This window comes from Streptomyces sp. NPDC043726 (assembly GCF_056436565.1).
Genome location: NZ_JBWKCI010000005.1, coordinates 252584 through 266879, shown reverse-complemented (window position 1 = coordinate 266879; position 14296 = coordinate 252584). Strand labels below are relative to the sequence as shown.

At 72.2% G+C, this 14296-nt stretch carries 16 protein-coding genes and 1 tRNA gene; 12 read left to right on the top strand and 5 right to left on the bottom strand.

Annotated elements, in window-relative coordinates; all coding sequences use genetic code 11:
- Positions 1–8 precede the first annotated feature (8 nt).
- Positions 9–650, bottom strand: coding sequence for a phosphoribosyltransferase (locus AC068Z_RS16820; RefSeq protein WP_478555816.1), 642 nt, complete (start codon positions 648–650; stop codon positions 9–11).
- A 116-nt stretch (positions 651–766) separates the two neighbouring features.
- Positions 767–840 (bottom strand) — tRNA-Pro (locus tag AC068Z_RS16815).
- Between the two features lie 101 nt (positions 841–941).
- On the opposite strand from AC068Z_RS16815, the gene AC068Z_RS16810 reads away from it, so the two are divergent.
- The 4 genes from AC068Z_RS16810 to AC068Z_RS16795 all read left to right on the top strand — a co-directional run bounded on the left by AC068Z_RS16810 (position 942) and on the right by AC068Z_RS16795 (position 4923).
- Positions 942–1463: a DUF309 domain-containing protein gene (locus tag AC068Z_RS16810; protein WP_478555814.1), complete on the top strand. Its 522-nt coding sequence runs from the start codon at positions 942–944 to the stop codon at positions 1461–1463.
- Between the two features lie 63 nt (positions 1464–1526).
- Positions 1527–2300, top strand: a complete 774-nt coding sequence (gene cobF, locus AC068Z_RS16805; protein WP_478555812.1) for a precorrin-6A synthase (deacetylating) — start codon at positions 1527–1529, stop codon at positions 2298–2300.
- Between the two features lie 58 nt (positions 2301–2358).
- Positions 2359–4440, top strand: a complete 2082-nt coding sequence (locus AC068Z_RS16800) for an MDR family MFS transporter (RefSeq protein WP_478555810.1) — start codon at positions 2359–2361, stop codon at positions 4438–4440.
- Positions 4441–4515: 75 nt separating this feature from the next.
- Positions 4516–4923: a hypothetical protein gene (locus AC068Z_RS16795; RefSeq protein ID WP_478555808.1), complete on the top strand. Its 408-nt coding sequence runs from the start codon at positions 4516–4518 to the stop codon at positions 4921–4923.
- Here the strand turns inward: AC068Z_RS16795 and AC068Z_RS16790 are convergent.
- A complete protein-coding gene (locus AC068Z_RS16790; protein WP_478555806.1) occupies positions 4910–5656 on the bottom strand; it encodes a cobalt-precorrin-6A reductase in 747 nt (248 codons plus the stop codon). The two genes, AC068Z_RS16795 and AC068Z_RS16790, sit on opposite strands and share 14 nt — an antisense overlap.
- Positions 5657–5801: 145 nt before the next feature.
- On the opposite strand from AC068Z_RS16790, the gene AC068Z_RS16785 reads away from it, so the two are divergent.
- On the top strand, positions 5802–7208 hold the full coding sequence (locus tag AC068Z_RS16785; RefSeq protein WP_478555804.1) for a DUF6351 family protein: 1407 nt from the start codon (positions 5802–5804) through the stop codon (positions 7206–7208).
- Positions 7209–7234: 26 nt separating this feature from the next.
- Positions 7235–8020 carry a TIGR01458 family HAD-type hydrolase gene (locus AC068Z_RS16780; RefSeq protein WP_478555802.1) on the top strand — a complete coding sequence of 262 codons (786 nt, stop codon included), beginning with the start codon at positions 7235–7237 and terminating at the stop codon, positions 8018–8020.
- A 4-nt stretch (positions 8021–8024) separates the two neighbouring features.
- Here AC068Z_RS16780 and AC068Z_RS16775 read toward each other — a convergent pair whose 3' ends face one another.
- Positions 8025–8798, bottom strand: a complete 774-nt coding sequence (locus tag AC068Z_RS16775; RefSeq protein ID WP_478555800.1) for a sulfite exporter TauE/SafE family protein — start codon at positions 8796–8798, stop codon at positions 8025–8027.
- 136 nt (positions 8799–8934) lie between these two features.
- Positions 8935–10122, bottom strand: a complete 1188-nt coding sequence (locus tag AC068Z_RS16770) for a thiolase family protein (RefSeq protein ID WP_478556348.1) — start codon at positions 10120–10122, stop codon at positions 8935–8937.
- 163 nt (positions 10123–10285) lie between these two features.
- Here AC068Z_RS16770 and AC068Z_RS16765 point away from each other — a divergent pair, with 163 nt between their 5' ends.
- From AC068Z_RS16765 to AC068Z_RS16740, 6 genes are all read left to right on the top strand, one after another.
- Complete coding sequence (locus tag AC068Z_RS16765; protein ID WP_478555798.1) at positions 10286–11095, top strand: lysophospholipase; 810 nt, start codon at positions 10286–10288, stop codon at positions 11093–11095.
- A gap of 60 nt (positions 11096–11155) precedes the next feature.
- Positions 11156–11413, top strand: a complete 258-nt coding sequence (locus AC068Z_RS16760) for a WhiB family transcriptional regulator (RefSeq protein ID WP_478555797.1) — start codon at positions 11156–11158, stop codon at positions 11411–11413.
- The gene (locus AC068Z_RS16755; RefSeq protein WP_478555795.1) at positions 11410–11892 is read left to right on the top strand and encodes a Dps family protein; all 483 of its coding nucleotides are present in this window, start codon (positions 11410–11412) and stop codon (positions 11890–11892) included. Before AC068Z_RS16760 ends, AC068Z_RS16755 begins: the two co-directional genes overlap by 4 nt.
- A gap of 31 nt (positions 11893–11923) precedes the next feature.
- A complete protein-coding gene (locus AC068Z_RS16750; protein WP_478555793.1) occupies positions 11924–12256 on the top strand; it encodes a DUF3140 domain-containing protein in 333 nt (110 codons plus the stop codon).
- Between the two features lie 195 nt (positions 12257–12451).
- Positions 12452–13261, top strand: coding sequence for an SAM-dependent methyltransferase (locus tag AC068Z_RS16745; RefSeq protein WP_478555791.1), 810 nt, complete (start codon positions 12452–12454; stop codon positions 13259–13261).
- 123 nt (positions 13262–13384) lie between these two features.
- Positions 13385–14194: a hypothetical protein gene (locus AC068Z_RS16740; protein ID WP_478555789.1), complete on the top strand. Its 810-nt coding sequence runs from the start codon at positions 13385–13387 to the stop codon at positions 14192–14194.
- Positions 14195–14296: the final 102 nt, after the last annotated feature.

Sequence of the window (14296 nt, the reverse complement as noted above, 5' to 3'; positions counted from 1 at the left end):
CGCGCTCGTCAGCCCCCGGCGTCCGTCCGCAGCGCGGCCAGCACATCGGCGTCCGTGAGCTGGTCGAAGTCGTCGTACCAGAGGCCCACGGCCATGAAGTCGACCGGCCGGTGCGGACAGATCACCTCGTCGGCCTCCCGGCTCATCAGTTCCAGGCCCTCGGGCGAGCCGACCGGCACGGCCAGCAGTACCCGCCGGGGCGTACGGCCGCGGATCCAGCGCAGGGCAGCCCGGGCCGTGGCTCCCGTGGCGAGTCCGTCGTCGACCACGATGACGGTACGTCCGTGCAGGTCGAGGGCGGGTCGGCCGTGCCGGTAGAGCTCCTCGCGCCGATGCAGCTCGGCACGCTCCCGGGCGACGACGGGTGCCAGTTGCTCCCGGCTGAGGCCGAGCCGCCCGAGGGTCCAGTCGTCGAAGACCGGAGGGTCGTCACCGCAGATCGCGCCGACCCCCAGCTCCTCCTGGAAGGGCGCGCCGATCTTGCGGGCGACCAGCACGTCGAGGGGGGCGTCCAGGGCGCGGGCCACCTCCTGGGCCACGGTCACCCCGCCCCGGGGAAGTGCCAGGACGACGGGATGCTCCACGTCCCGGCCCCGCAGCTCCCGGGCCAGCTCCCGCCCCGCATGCCCCCGATCACGGAACAGCGTCATGATCGTCACCCCATTTGTGCGCCGCGCGCTCCGCGTACCCAGGACGAAACACGCCCATACGAGGGCATACGAAAAGGGCCCCCACGAGCTTCCGCCCGCGAAGACCCTCCGCACCGTCGGGACGACAGGATTTGAACCTGCGACCCCTTGACCCCCAGTCAAGTGCGCTACCAAGCTGCGCCACGTCCCGGTGCGCTCACGCACGGTGAGATGCGTGATCGCGCGAACAGCACTTTACCCCACAGCGGGGGCGCCTTCGAAGGGGGCGCCGGGCGCGGCACAATCGGGCGTATGGGCAGCACATCGTCGAGCGAAGCGGCCGGGGCACGGGACCGGGACAACGAGGGGCGGGCGCGCAACGCACGGCCCCGGGACGGGCTCGGGCGGCCGCTGCCGTACGGCGCCGACGGCGTCGCCCGCCAGCCGGAGGGCGTCGTCCGCACCCCCGAGCAGTCCGTCGCCGAGGCACAGGAGCTGCTGGACGCGGGCAAGCCCTTCCACGCGCACGAGGTGTTCGAGGACGCCTGGAAGTCCGGCCCGGAAGAGGAGCGCGGGCTGTGGAAGGGGCTGGCGCAGATCGCCGTGGGGCTGACGCACTCGGCGCGCGGGAATGTCACCGGCGGCCCGCGGCTGCTCCGGCGCGGGGCCGGCGCGGTGGAGGAGTGGGAAACGGCGTCGGGGACCCAACGGCCGTACGGGATCGAACTGCCCGGGGTGATCGCCTGGGCCCGTGAGCTGGCCGCGACCGTGGAGACGACGGCCGCTCCGGTCGACGCGGCCGAGTGCGCGCCCAGGCTGCGTGCCGTGCCCTAGGGCCGCCCGGGTCCGGCAGGGCCTGGTGTCGGCGCTGTCAGTGGCGTGCGGCAGACTCGGGGCGTGCGAAAGATTCATGTCATCGGTATCGGCGCGGGCGACCCCGACCAGCTGACCCTCCAGGCGGTCAGGGCGCTGCGGGACACGGACGTGTTCTTCGTCCTGGACAAGGGCGAGGTGAAGTCGGACCTCACCCAGCTGCGCCGGGACATGCTCGACGCACATGTGCCCGAGGGCTCGTACCGCGTGGTCGAGGCGCGCGACCCGGAGCGGGACCGCGCGGCCGGCGGCTCCGCCTACTCCCCCGCGGTCGGCGACTGGCGCAGCGCCCGCGCCGACATCTACGAGCGGATGATCGCCGAGGAACTGGCGGAGGACACCACCGGCGCCTTCCTGGTCTGGGGCGATCCGGCGCTGTACGACAGCACGCTCGCGATCCTCCAGGAGGTGCTGGAGCGGGGGCGGGTGGCCTTCGCGTACGACGTCGTGCCCGGCATCAGCAGTGTCTCCGCGCTCGTCGCCCGGCACCGCACGGGGCTCAACCGGGTCGCGCGGCCCGTGCAGATCACCACCGGGCGGCGGCTCGCCGAGGGATTCCCGGAGGGCGTGGACGACGTGGTCGTGATGCTCGACGCGCACCAGACCTTCCGGCAGTATGCCGACCAGGACATCGACATCTACTGGGGCGCCTACATAGGCACCCCGGACGAGATCCTCGACTCCGGACCGATCGCCGAGGCCGCCCCGCGGATCGAGCGGCTGCGGGCCGAGGCCCGGGAGCGCAAGGGCTGGATCATGGACACGTATCTGCTGCGCCGCAACCCGGAGAACAGCTGACGCACCCGGGCGGACGGCCCCGCATGCGCGGCCGGTGCCCCGGTGTGATCGTGTCCTCGTGACAGTCGCCGAGGAAACCGCGCGGCCGCCCGCCGCCGAACCCCCCGTGCTGGACGTGCGCCGCCGCAACATCGTCTTCGTGACGATCATGCTCGGCATGCTGCTGGCCGCCCTGGACCAGACGATCGTCGGCACCGCCCTGCCGACGATCGTGTCGGACCTCGGCGGTGCCGCGCACATGTCGTGGGTGGTGACGTCGTATCTGCTCGCCGAGACCGTGGCGACCGTCCTGGTCGGCAAGTTCGGTGACATGTTCGGCCGCAAGGTGGTCTTCCAGGTCTCGGCGATCGTGTTCATCACGGGCTCGTTCCTGTGCGGCCTGGCCGACAACATGACGCTGCTGATCGTGTGGCGGGCGATGCAGGGCGTCGGCGCGGGCGGTCTGATGGTCACCTCGATGGCCCTGATCGCCGATGTGATCCCGCTGCGCGAGCGCGGCAAGTACCAGGGCGCCATCGGGGCCGTGTTCGGGGTGGCCACCGTCATCGGACCGCTGCTGGGCGGGCTGTTCACCGACCATCTGTCCTGGCGCTGGGCGTTCTACGTCAACGTCCCCATCGCGATCGTCGTCGTCTTCGCCGCCGCCCGCACCATCCCCGTCGTCAAGTCGGCCGCCCGGCCGATCATCGACTACCTGGGCATCGCCTTCGTCGCGATCGGCGCCGGCGCGCTGATCCTCGCGACGAGCTGGGGCGGCAACGAGTACGCGTGGGGCTCGGGCGTCATCATCGGCCTGTTCGTGGGCGGGCTGCTCGCCCTCGGCGCGTTCTGCTGGGTGGAGACCCGCGCGGCCGAACCGATGCTGCCCATGCGGCTGTTCGCCAATCCGGTCTTCACCGTCTGCTCGATCCTCAGCTTCATCGTCGGCTTCGCGATGCTCGGCGCGCTGACCTATCTGCCGAGTTATCTCCAGTACGTCGACGGCGACTCGGCCACGGTCTCCGGCGTGCGCACGCTGCCGATGGTGATCGGCCTGCTGATCGCGTCGGTGTTCAGCGGCAACGTGGTCAGCAAGACCGGCACGTACCGGCTGTTCCCGATCGTCGGCTCCCTGGTGATGGGCGTCGGCCTGTATCTGATGTCCCTCATGGGGCCGTCGACCGGTGCCTGGCTGGAGTCGCTGTACATGTTCGTGCTCGGCACCGGCATCGGCCTGTGCATGCAGGTGCTGACGATCGCCGTGCAGAACACCGTCGAGTACGCCGATCTCGGCACCGCCACCTCGGGCGTCACCTTCTTCCGCACGCTGGGCAGTTCCTTCGGCACAGCCGTCTTCGGCACCATCTACACCAACAGCCTCGCCCCCAACCTGAGGGAAGGTGTCGCCGAGGCCGCCACGCTCCCCGGCACGGATCCGGCGGTCGTCGCCCAGGCCGCGACCAGTCCCGAGGGCGTGCACGGGCTGCCCCCGGAGGTGGCCGCCCCGATCGTCGACGCCTACGCGGACACGCTCCAGACCGTGTTCCTGTGGTGTGTGCCGGTCGCGGCCCTGGGCTTCGTCGTCGCGCTCTTCCTCAAGCAGGTCGAACTGCGCGACAGCGCCCGGATGGGATCGACGGACATGGGCGAGGGGTTCGCCCAGCCGCGCGGCGCCGACTCGCAGGCGGTCCTGGAGGCCTCCGTCGCGAAGATCATCGGCAGTACGGACCTGGACACCGCCCGGCGCCTGGTGCAGGGCTCCGACACCCGGCTCGACGTGGCCGGAGCCTGGGCCGTGATGCAGGTGGAGCTGCTCACCCGGGTGGTCGGGCACGCCAGCCTCGGGCTGATCGCCGCCCGCCGCCATGTGCCGCCGGAGGTGCTGCTGCCGGTCTTCGACCGGATGGTCGACGAGGGGTATCTGACGCGCACCGGCTCCCTGCTCGCGCACACCCGGGCGGGCGCCCGCGAGGCGGCGGTCATCACCGAGTCCTGGGGCGCCTGGCTCATGGACCGGGTGGAACAGGACATCGGCCGCCCCTCCGGTACGGCGCTGCGGGCCGCCGTGGACACGATCGCCAAGCGGCTCCTGGTGGAGGACCTCACCACCGGCCTGCCGTCGTCCCGACCCCGGCAGGCGGAGCCGGCCACGGCACAGTGAACGCCCGGTCGTAGGTCCCTGCGGCCCGCTGAAACCGGATTGCCCCGCGGCACCGGCTGCCGTCATGCTCAGGCCATGTCCCCCGCCCCGGCCCGCTTCCACGATCCCGGCACGACCGACCAGGCCTTCCGTGACTCGGTGCTGGTCCACTGCCCTCGCTGCGACCGGATCGCGCACTTCGAGCGGGCCCGGGTGATCTGCCGTTCCTGCGGAATGTGCGGTCCCGTCGCCCAGGGCACCTGGCCCACGCTGTGGCTGCGGGGCGCGACCCGGCACGGCGAGCTGTGGGCGTACAGCCTCGAACACCTCGACCTGATCCGGCGGTTCGTCGCGGCGGACCTGCGGGAGCGGGCCCCCTGGTACGAGCACGGCCGGAAGATGACCTGCGTCGGCAGGCTCCCCGCCTGGATCAAGAGCGCCAAGAACCGCGCCGAGGTGCTGCGCGTCATCGACCGGATGCGGGCCTCGGTCATCCAGGGCTGAGCCCGAGCCGCGCCAGTACGGCGGCCACGTCCGGCACCGCCACCACACCGGACGGCAGCTCCGGACGCCGTACGACCACCACCGGCAGCGCGAGCTCCCGCGCCGCCGTCAGTTTCGCGGCCGTCGCCGCTCCCCCGCTGTCCTTCGTCACCAGGACGTCGACACAGTGGGCCTCGAGAAGGGCCCTCTCGTCGGCCACCGTGAACGGGCCCCGCGCCAGCAGGACTTCGGTGCGGGGCGGCAGCGGCGGCTCGGGCGGCTCCACGGAGCGTACGACGAAGTGCAGATCGGTCAGCCGGGCGAAGGCCGCGAGGCCCAGGCGGCCCGTGGTCAGGAAGACCCGGCGGCCGAGGCTCGGCAACAGGTCCGCCGCCGCGTCCAGGGAGGGGACCGAGTGCCAGCGGTCCTCCGGCCCCGGCCGCCAGCCGGGCCGGCGCAGCACGACGGCCGGGACGCCGGTGGCCGCCGCCGCGCGTGCCGCGTTCGCGGTGATCGCGGCGGCGAACGGATGCGTGGCGTCGACCAGAGCGTCCACCCGTTCCTCGCGCAGCCAGTTCGCGAGCCCCTCCGCGCCGCCGAAACCGCCGATGCGCACGTCGCCGGTGACGGTTCCGGGCCTGCTCACCCGGCCGGCGAGCGAGGTGGTGACGCGCAGGCCGGGGCGCGCGGTCAGCGCGGCGGCGAGTTCACGGGCCTCGGTCGTACCGCCGAGGATCAGGACGTGCGGGGGCATGGGGTGAGCCTACGGGCGCACCGGCCCGGACCGTGCGGGCCCCCGGTCGGCGAACTCTATGAACACAAACGATCAGACGGTGTCGCTCGTCCTCGCCGCTCCCTAGCATCGCGCCCCGACGTCGAAGAAGACGAGGAGAAGTGCCTTGAACGGGACGACAACCCGCACGCTGAGACGCGGCCTTGCCGTGTGCCTGGCGGTCCTGGCCGTCGGAAGCCTGACCGCCGCCGCCCCCGCCGCCGAAGGAGCGGCCGCCGCGGGACCGGTCCCGGCCGCCTGCCCGGCCCAAGTCGCCACGAAGGCCACCTGCTACACCGGCCAGGACGCGAACGGCGCCCACTACGCCCTCGCCGTCCCCGCCGACTGGAACGGCTCGCTCGTGGTGCACGCCCACGGCGGCCCCGACCTGGGCGCGGGCTCCGACCCCGCGCGCGGCCTCGACGACCTGGGCCGCTGGTCGGTGATGGTGGACGAGGGGTACGCCTGGGCCGGTTCCTCCTACCGGCGCGGCGGCTACGGCACGCGGATGGCGGCGGCGGACACCGAGAGCGTGCGGCGGGTGTTCGTCGGCGCGTTCGGCGAACCGGAACGCACGTACGTGCACGGGCAGTCGTGGGGCGGGAACGTCGCCGCGAAGGTGGCCGAGACCTACCGGGGCAGCTACGACGGCGCGCTGCTCACCAACGGCGTCCTGGCGGGCGGCTCGCGTGGCTACGACTACCGGGTCGATCTCCGCGTCGTCTACCAGTACTACTGCGGCACCCACCCCCGCCCGAGCGAGCCCCGGTACCCGCTGTGGCAGGGGCTGCGCGCCGACTCCACGATGACGTCCGCCGGGCTGCGCGCCCGCCTCCAGGAGTGCACGGGCCACGCCTCCGCCCCGCAGGACCGCACGGCCGCGCAACAGCGCAACCTCGACGACATCCTCGCCGTCACCGGAATCCCGGAGCGCACCCTGGAGTCGCATCTGCGGTTCGCCACGTTCACGTTCCGCGACATCGTGCACGAGCGCCTGGGCGGCCGTAACCCGTTCTACAACCACGGTGTGCGGTACTCCGGTTCGCACGACGACCGGGCGCTCAACGCCGGGGTCGAGCGGTTCGCCGCCGATCCCACGGCCGTGCGGGACCTGTCGTACGACAGTGATCTGACCGGTAAGGTCCGGATCCCCGTGCTCACGCTGCACGCGATCGACGACCCGACGGCGTTCGTCGAGCACGAGGCCGCCTACCGGGCCACCCTCCAAGGGGCGGGCCGGGAGCGGTACTTGGTGCAGACGTTCACCCGGGAGAGCGAGCACAGCGAGCTGAGCGGCGCCGAGTACGCCAACTCGATGGCCGCGCTGGAGCGGTGGGTGCGCACGGGGGTGCGGCCGACGGCCCGGTCCGTCGCGGCCGGGTGTGCCTCCGGGTGCTTCTACGACCCCGGCTTCCGGCCCGCTCCCTACGCCTCCCGGGTCGAGCCCCGGCCGGGCGGGCTGGCGTGGCCGGCGATGACGGGCGCGCAGGAGCGGGCCTGGAGCCGTGTCGCGGGGGTCGGGATCGCGCCCTGAGCCACCCGGCTCGCTAGGGTCCGGGCATGGAATCCGTGCGTGCCGTGCTCATCGACATCGACGGTGTCCTCACCGTCTCCTGGCAGCCGCTCCCCGGTGCGGTCCAGGCGTTGCGGGAGATCCGCGAGGCCGGGTTCGGGGTGGCGCTGGTGACCAACACGACCTCGCGGACGCGGGCGTCCATCGCCGGGACGCTCGCGGACGGGGGGTTCCCGGTGTTGGCCGAGGACATCCTGACGGCGCCCTCGGTGACGGCCGCGTATCTGGCCGAGCGGATGCCGGGGGCGCGGTGCGCGCTGCTGAACAGTGGCGAGGTGGCGGAGGACCTTCAGGGGGTGACGCTCGTCGACGAGGATCCGGACGTCGTCATCGTCGGAGGCGCCGGGGAGGAGTTCGGGTACGCGGAACTGAATCGGGCGTTCGGGCATCTGCAGCGGGGGGCACGGCTGATCGCCATGCACCGGAACCTGTACTGGCGCACGGAGGAGGGGCTGCGGCTCGACTCCGGGGCCTTCCTGGTGGGCCTGGAACGGGCGGCGCGGGTGGAGGCGGAGGTGACGGGGAAGCCGTCGGCGGCCTTCTTCGAGGCGGCGCTGGCCCGGCTCGGGGCGGGCGCGGACCAGGCGCTGATGGTCGGGGACGACGTGGAGTCGGACGTACTGGCGGCCCAGCGGGCGGGGATCACCGGGGTACTGGTCAGGACCGGCAAGTTCCTCCCGGAGACCCTGCGGGAGGCGAGCGGCACGCCCGACCATGTGCTCGACTCCTTCGCCGACCTGCCGGAGCTGCTGCGGGGCTCCGGGCGGGAGTAGCGGTTCAGGGCAGAAGCAGCTGGACGCCTCCCACGACGGTCGCCGCGATGACGAGTTGCTCGAAGAGCCGCTGGTTGATCCGGTTCACAGCCCATTTGCCGAGCAACGCACCGGGCACCACGAACCCCACGAGCGCCGCGTCGAGGAGCAGCGAGCGGCCGTCGATCAGACCGAGGCCGACACTGAACGGCACCTTCGACACATTGACGATCAGGAAGAAGAAGGCCGAGGTGCCCAGGAAGCCGAGCTTCCGGAAGCCCGCCGAGAGCAGGTACATCGACATCACCGGGCCACCGGCGTTGGCCACCATCGTGGTGAACCCGCCGAGCACGCCGTAGGAGCGGGCCTTGATCCGGCCGCCGCGGGTGACGACCGCGTCCGGGTCCCGCTCGGCGTCCGCGACCCGGCGGCGCCACACCGTCACCCCGGCCATCATCAGCAGGATCGCGCCGATGGAGGTCCGGACGATCCCGTCGTCGGCCCACATCAGGAACAGCGTGCCCGCCACCACTCCGCCCGCGACCGCGGGGAACAGCCGCCACAGGGTGGGCCAGTGGGCGTGCCGCCGGTAGGTGAGCACGGCCAGCACGTCCCCGGCGATCAGCACCGGGAGCAGTACGCCCGTGGAGGCGCGGGCGGGCAGCACCGCGGCGAAGACCGCCAGGCTGACCGTGTTGGCCCCGCTCACGGCGGTCTTCGAGAAGCCGACGAGCAGTGCCGCGAAAGCGAGCGCGGCGAACTCCCAGCCGGTGATGTGCCACAGCGTCATCGTGTTCATGCGGAAACTGATGCTATGCACATTCAATCAACGCGTCAGCACCGTCTCATCAGGCGGCACCGGCTCACCAGGCGGCACCGGCCCATCAGGCCGCACCGGCTCACCAGGCGGCACCGGCTCACCGGAGGCAGCTCGTTCAGTGCCGCTCCACCAGCACCGCGCTGCCCTGCCCGACGCCCACGCACATCGTGGCGAGGCCCCGCTCGGCCCCCGTACGCCGCATCCGGTGCAGCAGGGTGGTCAGGATCCGCGCGCCGGAGCAGCCCAGCGGATGCCCGAGCGCGATGGCACCGCCGCTCGGGTTGACCAGCTCCGGGTCGACGCCCAGCCGGTCCACGCAGGCCAGCGCCTGGGCCGCGAACGCCTCGTTGAACTCGGCCTCCTGCAGGTCCCCCACGCTCCACCGCGCCCGCGCGAGCACCTTCTGGGTGGCCGGGACCGGACCGATGCCCATCACATCCGGATGCACCCCAGCGGACGCCCCGGCGACATACCGCCCGAGCGACTCGAGCCCGAGGTCGTTCAGCGCCTCCTCGCTGACGAGGATCAGTCCGGCCGCGCCGTCGTTCATCGGCGAGGCGTTGCCCGCCGTGACCGTGCCGCCCTCCCGGAAGACGGGCTTCAGCCGCGCGAGCTTCTCGTACGACGTGTCCTCGCGCACGCACTCGTCACTGTCGACGACGACCCCGTCGGGACGTTCCACCGGCAGCAGTTCGTCGTCGAAGTGGCCGTTCTTGCGGGCCTCGGCGGCCAGCCGGTGGCTGCGCAGCGCGAACTCGTCCTGCCGTTCGCGCGAGACGCCGTACCGAGCGGCGACCTCCTCGGCGGTCTCCCCCATGGACAGCAGCCCGTGGAGGTCCCGCATCGCCGGGTTGACCAGCCGCCAGCCGAGCCGGGTGTCGACGGTCTCGACGCGGTGCGGCAGTGCCTCGTCGGGCCGGGGCAACACGAAGGGGGCGCGGCTCATCGACTCGGAGCCGCCCGCGAGCACGATGTCCGCCTCGCCCGCGGCGATGGTGCGGGCGGCGGTGGTGACGGCCTCCAGGCCGGACGCGCACAGCCGGTTCACGGTGGCGCCGGGCACCGACTCGGGCAGCCCGGCGAGCAGCGCGGCCATGCGGGCGACATTGCGGTTGTCCTCGCCGGCCTGGTTCGCGGCGCCCCAGTACACGTCGTCGACGCGCGCCGGGTCGAGCGCGGGCACATCGGCGACCAGGCCCCGGATCACGGCGGCGGCGAGGTCGTCGGGTCGTACGGAGGACAGCGCTCCGCGCAGTTTGCCGATGGGGGTGCGGCGGGCGGCCGCGAAATGGACGGGACGCACGGGGAACTCCTGACCGACAGCGCCGGCGGTCTCACGACCGGTCATGACCAGCGACTCTGATGACAGCACCGCTTAATTAGCACCGCTAGTTTCGGACTATAGACCGCCGACCGCACCCCTGGGAAGATCCCCGGGGACCCTCACCGACGCAGCCGGAGGAGACATGGCCGACAGCCGCGAACACATCCTGGCCGCAACCCGCGGCCCGATCGTCGTACGCGAATGGCCGAGGCGGGATCCGCGGTACCTGGCGCTCGTCGTGCACGGCTACGGGGAGCACTCCGGCCGGTACGAAGGGGTGGCCGGGGTCCTCACAGGCCACGGCGCGGCGGTCTTCGCCCCCGATCACACGGGACACGGGCAGTCGTCGGGCGAGCGGGTGCTGATCGAGGACTTCGAGGACGTCGTCACCGACGTGCACGCCGTCGCGGAGCTGGCCCGGACCGCGCATCCCGGCGTCCCGCTGGTCATGGTCGGGCACTCCATGGGCGGACTGATCTCGGCCCGCTTCGCGCAGCGGTACGGCACGGAACTCACCGCGCTGGTGCTGTCCGGGCCGGTCATCGGCGACTGGGCGCTGCCGCGCCGGCTGCTCGCCCTCGACGAGATCCCGGACACCCCGATCAGCCCGGGCGCGCTCTCCCGCGACCCCGAGGTGGGCTCGTCGTACGCCGACGATCCGCTGGTGTGGCACGGCGCGATGAAGCGGCCGACGTTGCAGGCCTTCGTCCGGACGCTGGACGTCGTGTCCAAGGGCGGCGACGTCGGGCCGCTGCCCCTGCTGTGGCTGCACGGGGACGACGACCGGCTGGTGCCACTCGCCGGCAGCCGGGCCGGCGTCGAGGCGTTGCGCGGCGAACGGCTGGCCGAGCACGTCTATCCCGGCGCCCGGCACGAGGTGTTCCACGAGACGAACAAGGAGGAGGTCTTCGCCGACCTGGTCCGCTTCCTGGACGACGTACTCACCAAGTGAGACAAGCCACTCCGTGGACCGTCGCGTTTGCACCCGTACACCGGGGGCACCCGCGCCCCCATGGAGTGGTTGCGGAACGCGGCCTGCGCGGGTGAGGACCCCGAGTTGTTCTTTCCCGTGGGCACCCGGGGACCGGCGCTGCGGGAGATCACGGCCGCGAAGAGCGTCTGCGCCCGCTGCCCGGTGAGCACCCCATGCCTGGCCTTCGCGCTGCACAGCGGCCAGGTCTCGGGGGTGTGGGGCGGGACCTGCGAGGAGGAACGCGCCGCACTGCTCCGGACGACCAGGGAACACGCGAGGAGGAGAACAGCACTATGACCGTGGTGAGGAGCACTCTGCCCGACAAGGAACGCCGGATCGCCGGCGACGCCCTGCAGGACACCTTGGTGGATCTGCTCGGTCTGTCGCTCGTCGGGAAGCAGGCGCACTGGAACGTCGTCGGACCGAGGTTCCGCTCGATCCACCTGCAGCTGGACGAGGTCGTCTCGGCCGCGCGCGCCTTCTCCGACACGGTGGCCGAACGCGCCGCCGCGCTCGGCGTGTCGCCGGACGGCCGCCCCGAGACCGTCGCCGCGTCCTTCGGGCTGCCCGGCGCCGGGGAAGGCTGGCTGCGCGACACCGAGGTGGTCCAGCTCATGGTGGAGACGCTGGAGGCGGCCATCGGCCGGCTGCGGGACCGTATCCAGGCCACCGAGGGGCCGGATCCGGTCACCCAGGACCTGCTGATCAGCATCACCGGCGAACTGGAGAAGCAGCGCTGGATGTTCGACGCGGAGAACTGGCCCCGCGACGAGTGAGCACGTCCCCGGAGAGCGGAAGGGAAAGACGATGACCGACTCCCTCGAACTCGACACGCTGTGGGAGGAGTTCCACCGCGCGGTGAACATGACCTCGCAGGAGCTCGCCGCCTGGCTGCGGGTCAGCGAGGCCTCCGAGGAGACCGAACCGCTGCCGGAGCACGCGGGGACACCGACGGGACAGCACGTCCTCGCGATCCTCCAGAAGCGCCGCACGGACCTCACCGACGCCGACATCGAGGTGATGTACGAGGTGGTCGACACGGTCGCCGAGGAGGCGGACGTGGAGAACGAACCCGCGGCGCAGGACCCGCGCCGCCGTCACCTGCTGATGTCCGTCGGACACGATCCGCTGAAGCCGTGAGCGACACGATCCGCTGAGCGACACGAACAGCTGACGCCGTGTGCGAGGGAGGCGGGTGCGAACTCGCCTCTCTCGCCGTCGTGTTGGCCGGAGCCGCCCGCCCCGGAGGTGGCCGAAGACAGTCTCAGCCTCATCGGATGATCGTGAAAGACTGCCCGCGACGCACAGCGTGCCGACCGAGCAGAGGAGCGCCGCGTGACCGGGACCGAGCCGGCCGTCCGCATCGACACGACCCGGCCCCATCCGGCCCGGGTGTACGACTGGTACCTCGGCGGCAAGGACAACTACCCGGTCGACGAGGAGCTCGGCCGGCAGATCATGGCGATCGACACGGGCGCGCCGCGCGCCGCCCGCAGCAACCGCTGGTTCATGCAGCGGGCCATCCGCCAGCTCGCCGGGACGACGGGAATCCGCCAGTTCCTGGACATCGGCACCGGCATACCCACCGAGCCCAACCTCCACCAGATCGCGCAGTCCTTCGCTCCGGAAGCGCGGGTCGTCTACGTCGACAACGACCCGATCGTGCTGGCCCACGCCGAGGCCCTCCTGCGCGGGACACCCGAGGGCGTGACGGAGTACGTCCAGGCCGACGCCCGCGACCCGCGCGCGATCCTCGAACAGGCCTCCCGCGTCCTCGACTTCGACCGCCCGGTCGCCCTGTCCCTGATCGCCCTGCTGCACTTCGTCGCCGACGAGGACGGCGCGTACGACCTGGTCGGCACCCTCGTCGACGCGCTGGCTCCGGGCAGTTGCCTGGTCCTGTCCTGCATGACGGCCGACTTCGAGCCGGCGAACGTCCGGGCGGGCATCGAGCGGTACGCGGCGGGCGGGGTCACCCTCGTGGCCCGTACGCGGGCCGAAGTGGGCGGCTTCTTCAGGGGACTTGATCTGATGGAACCCGGCATCGTCTCGGTGCGGGACTGGCGCCCGGACCTCGGCCGGGACGAGTCCCCGCTGAGTGACGGGCCCGTGTCGCTGTACGGCGGAGTCGGCGTCAAGCACTGAGCGGCGTCAAGCACTGAGCGCCGTCAAGCACTGAGCGCCGTCACCCGAACGGGCCGGTGCCGCTGGTGGTCGCGACGGGCCGGTGATGCGCTGGGGGAAAGCGTCCCGAGGAGGCATCCCGCCATGACCCGCACCCGTCGACCGGCCCCCGCTCTCGCCGCGGCCCTGGCGGCAGCCACCCTGCTGACCTGCGCCGCCTGCTCGGACGACGCGAAGGACAGCGCCGGCGCCTCGGACGTGACCGCCAGCCCCTCGGACGTGGCCGCCACCCCGCTGGCCGCGCAGACCACCGCCGCGCCCTCCCTCACCGAGGCCGGCGCCCAGTCCGCGCTGATCACCGAGACGGACCTCGAGGACGACTGGACCCAGGTCGAGAACGCCGAGGACTGGCGCGAATCCCTGCTCATCGCGCAGGTCGACGTGGGTGACTTCCTCACCGGCAAGGCGGACGCCGCCGACTGCCAGCGGCTGCTGGACGGCCTGTACAGTGAGGACCTGCTCGGCAAGCCCTCCGGCGCGTCGGCGCTGCGCGGCTTCCAGGAGGGGGACTCCCGGCTGCTGTACCAGGTCGCCGCGTACGACCGGACCGACGTCGGCGAGTCCCTGGCCTGGATGAAGACCCTGCCGGAGAAGTGCGACCGGTTCACCGCCACCGACAAGGCGGGCGAGGAGCGGACGGTCGAGGTGACCGGGACCTCGCTGCCCGACGAGGGCGACGCCCGGCAGGGACTGCGGGTGGTGGTCAAGGGCGACGTCGAGGGTTCGCCCACCACGCTCACCCAGGACGTGGCGGCCGTGCAGGTGGGCTCCGACGCGATCACGGTCACCGCGGGCGGCCTGGACGGCGTCGAGGACGACTCCGTCGAGGACGCCGTGGAGAAGGGCACCCAGCGCCTGAAGGACGTCCAGGCCGGAAAGACGCCGTCCGCGTAACCGCGAGGACGTTCCGCCGAGTTCACCCTCGCGCCGCCCAATCGCCGCTGGTCCTGTGCCGATTCCGGAGACAGGGTGATCAAGGGACGGCACAATGGCCTC

What these genes read in the sequence shown, in the direction of transcription:
- AC068Z_RS16820 (WP_478555816.1), bottom strand. Translation starts at nt 650, where the DNA reads ATGACGCTGTTCCGTGATCGGGGGCATGCGGGGCGGGAGCTGGCCCGG.
- AC068Z_RS16810 (WP_478555814.1), top strand. Translation starts at nt 942, where the DNA reads ATGGGCAGCACATCGTCGAGCGAAGCGGCCGGGGCACGGGACCGGGAC.
- AC068Z_RS16795 (WP_478555808.1), top strand. Translation starts at nt 4,516, where the DNA reads ATGTCCCCCGCCCCGGCCCGCTTCCACGATCCCGGCACGACCGACCAG.
- AC068Z_RS16790 (WP_478555806.1), bottom strand. Translation starts at nt 5,656, where the DNA reads ATGCCCCCGCACGTCCTGATCCTCGGCGGTACGACCGAGGCCCGTGAA.
- AC068Z_RS16780 (WP_478555802.1), top strand. Translation starts at nt 7,235, where the DNA reads ATGGAATCCGTGCGTGCCGTGCTCATCGACATCGACGGTGTCCTCACC.
- AC068Z_RS16775 (WP_478555800.1), bottom strand. Translation starts at nt 8,798, where the DNA reads ATGAACACGATGACGCTGTGGCACATCACCGGCTGGGAGTTCGCCGCG.
- AC068Z_RS16765 (WP_478555798.1), top strand. Translation starts at nt 10,286, where the DNA reads ATGGCCGACAGCCGCGAACACATCCTGGCCGCAACCCGCGGCCCGATC.
- AC068Z_RS16760 (WP_478555797.1), top strand. Translation starts at nt 11,156, where the DNA reads ATGGAGTGGTTGCGGAACGCGGCCTGCGCGGGTGAGGACCCCGAGTTG.
- AC068Z_RS16755 (WP_478555795.1), top strand. Translation starts at nt 11,410, where the DNA reads ATGACCGTGGTGAGGAGCACTCTGCCCGACAAGGAACGCCGGATCGCC.
- AC068Z_RS16750 (WP_478555793.1), top strand. Translation starts at nt 11,924, where the DNA reads ATGACCGACTCCCTCGAACTCGACACGCTGTGGGAGGAGTTCCACCGC.
- AC068Z_RS16740 (WP_478555789.1), top strand. Translation starts at nt 13,385, where the DNA reads ATGACCCGCACCCGTCGACCGGCCCCCGCTCTCGCCGCGGCCCTGGCG.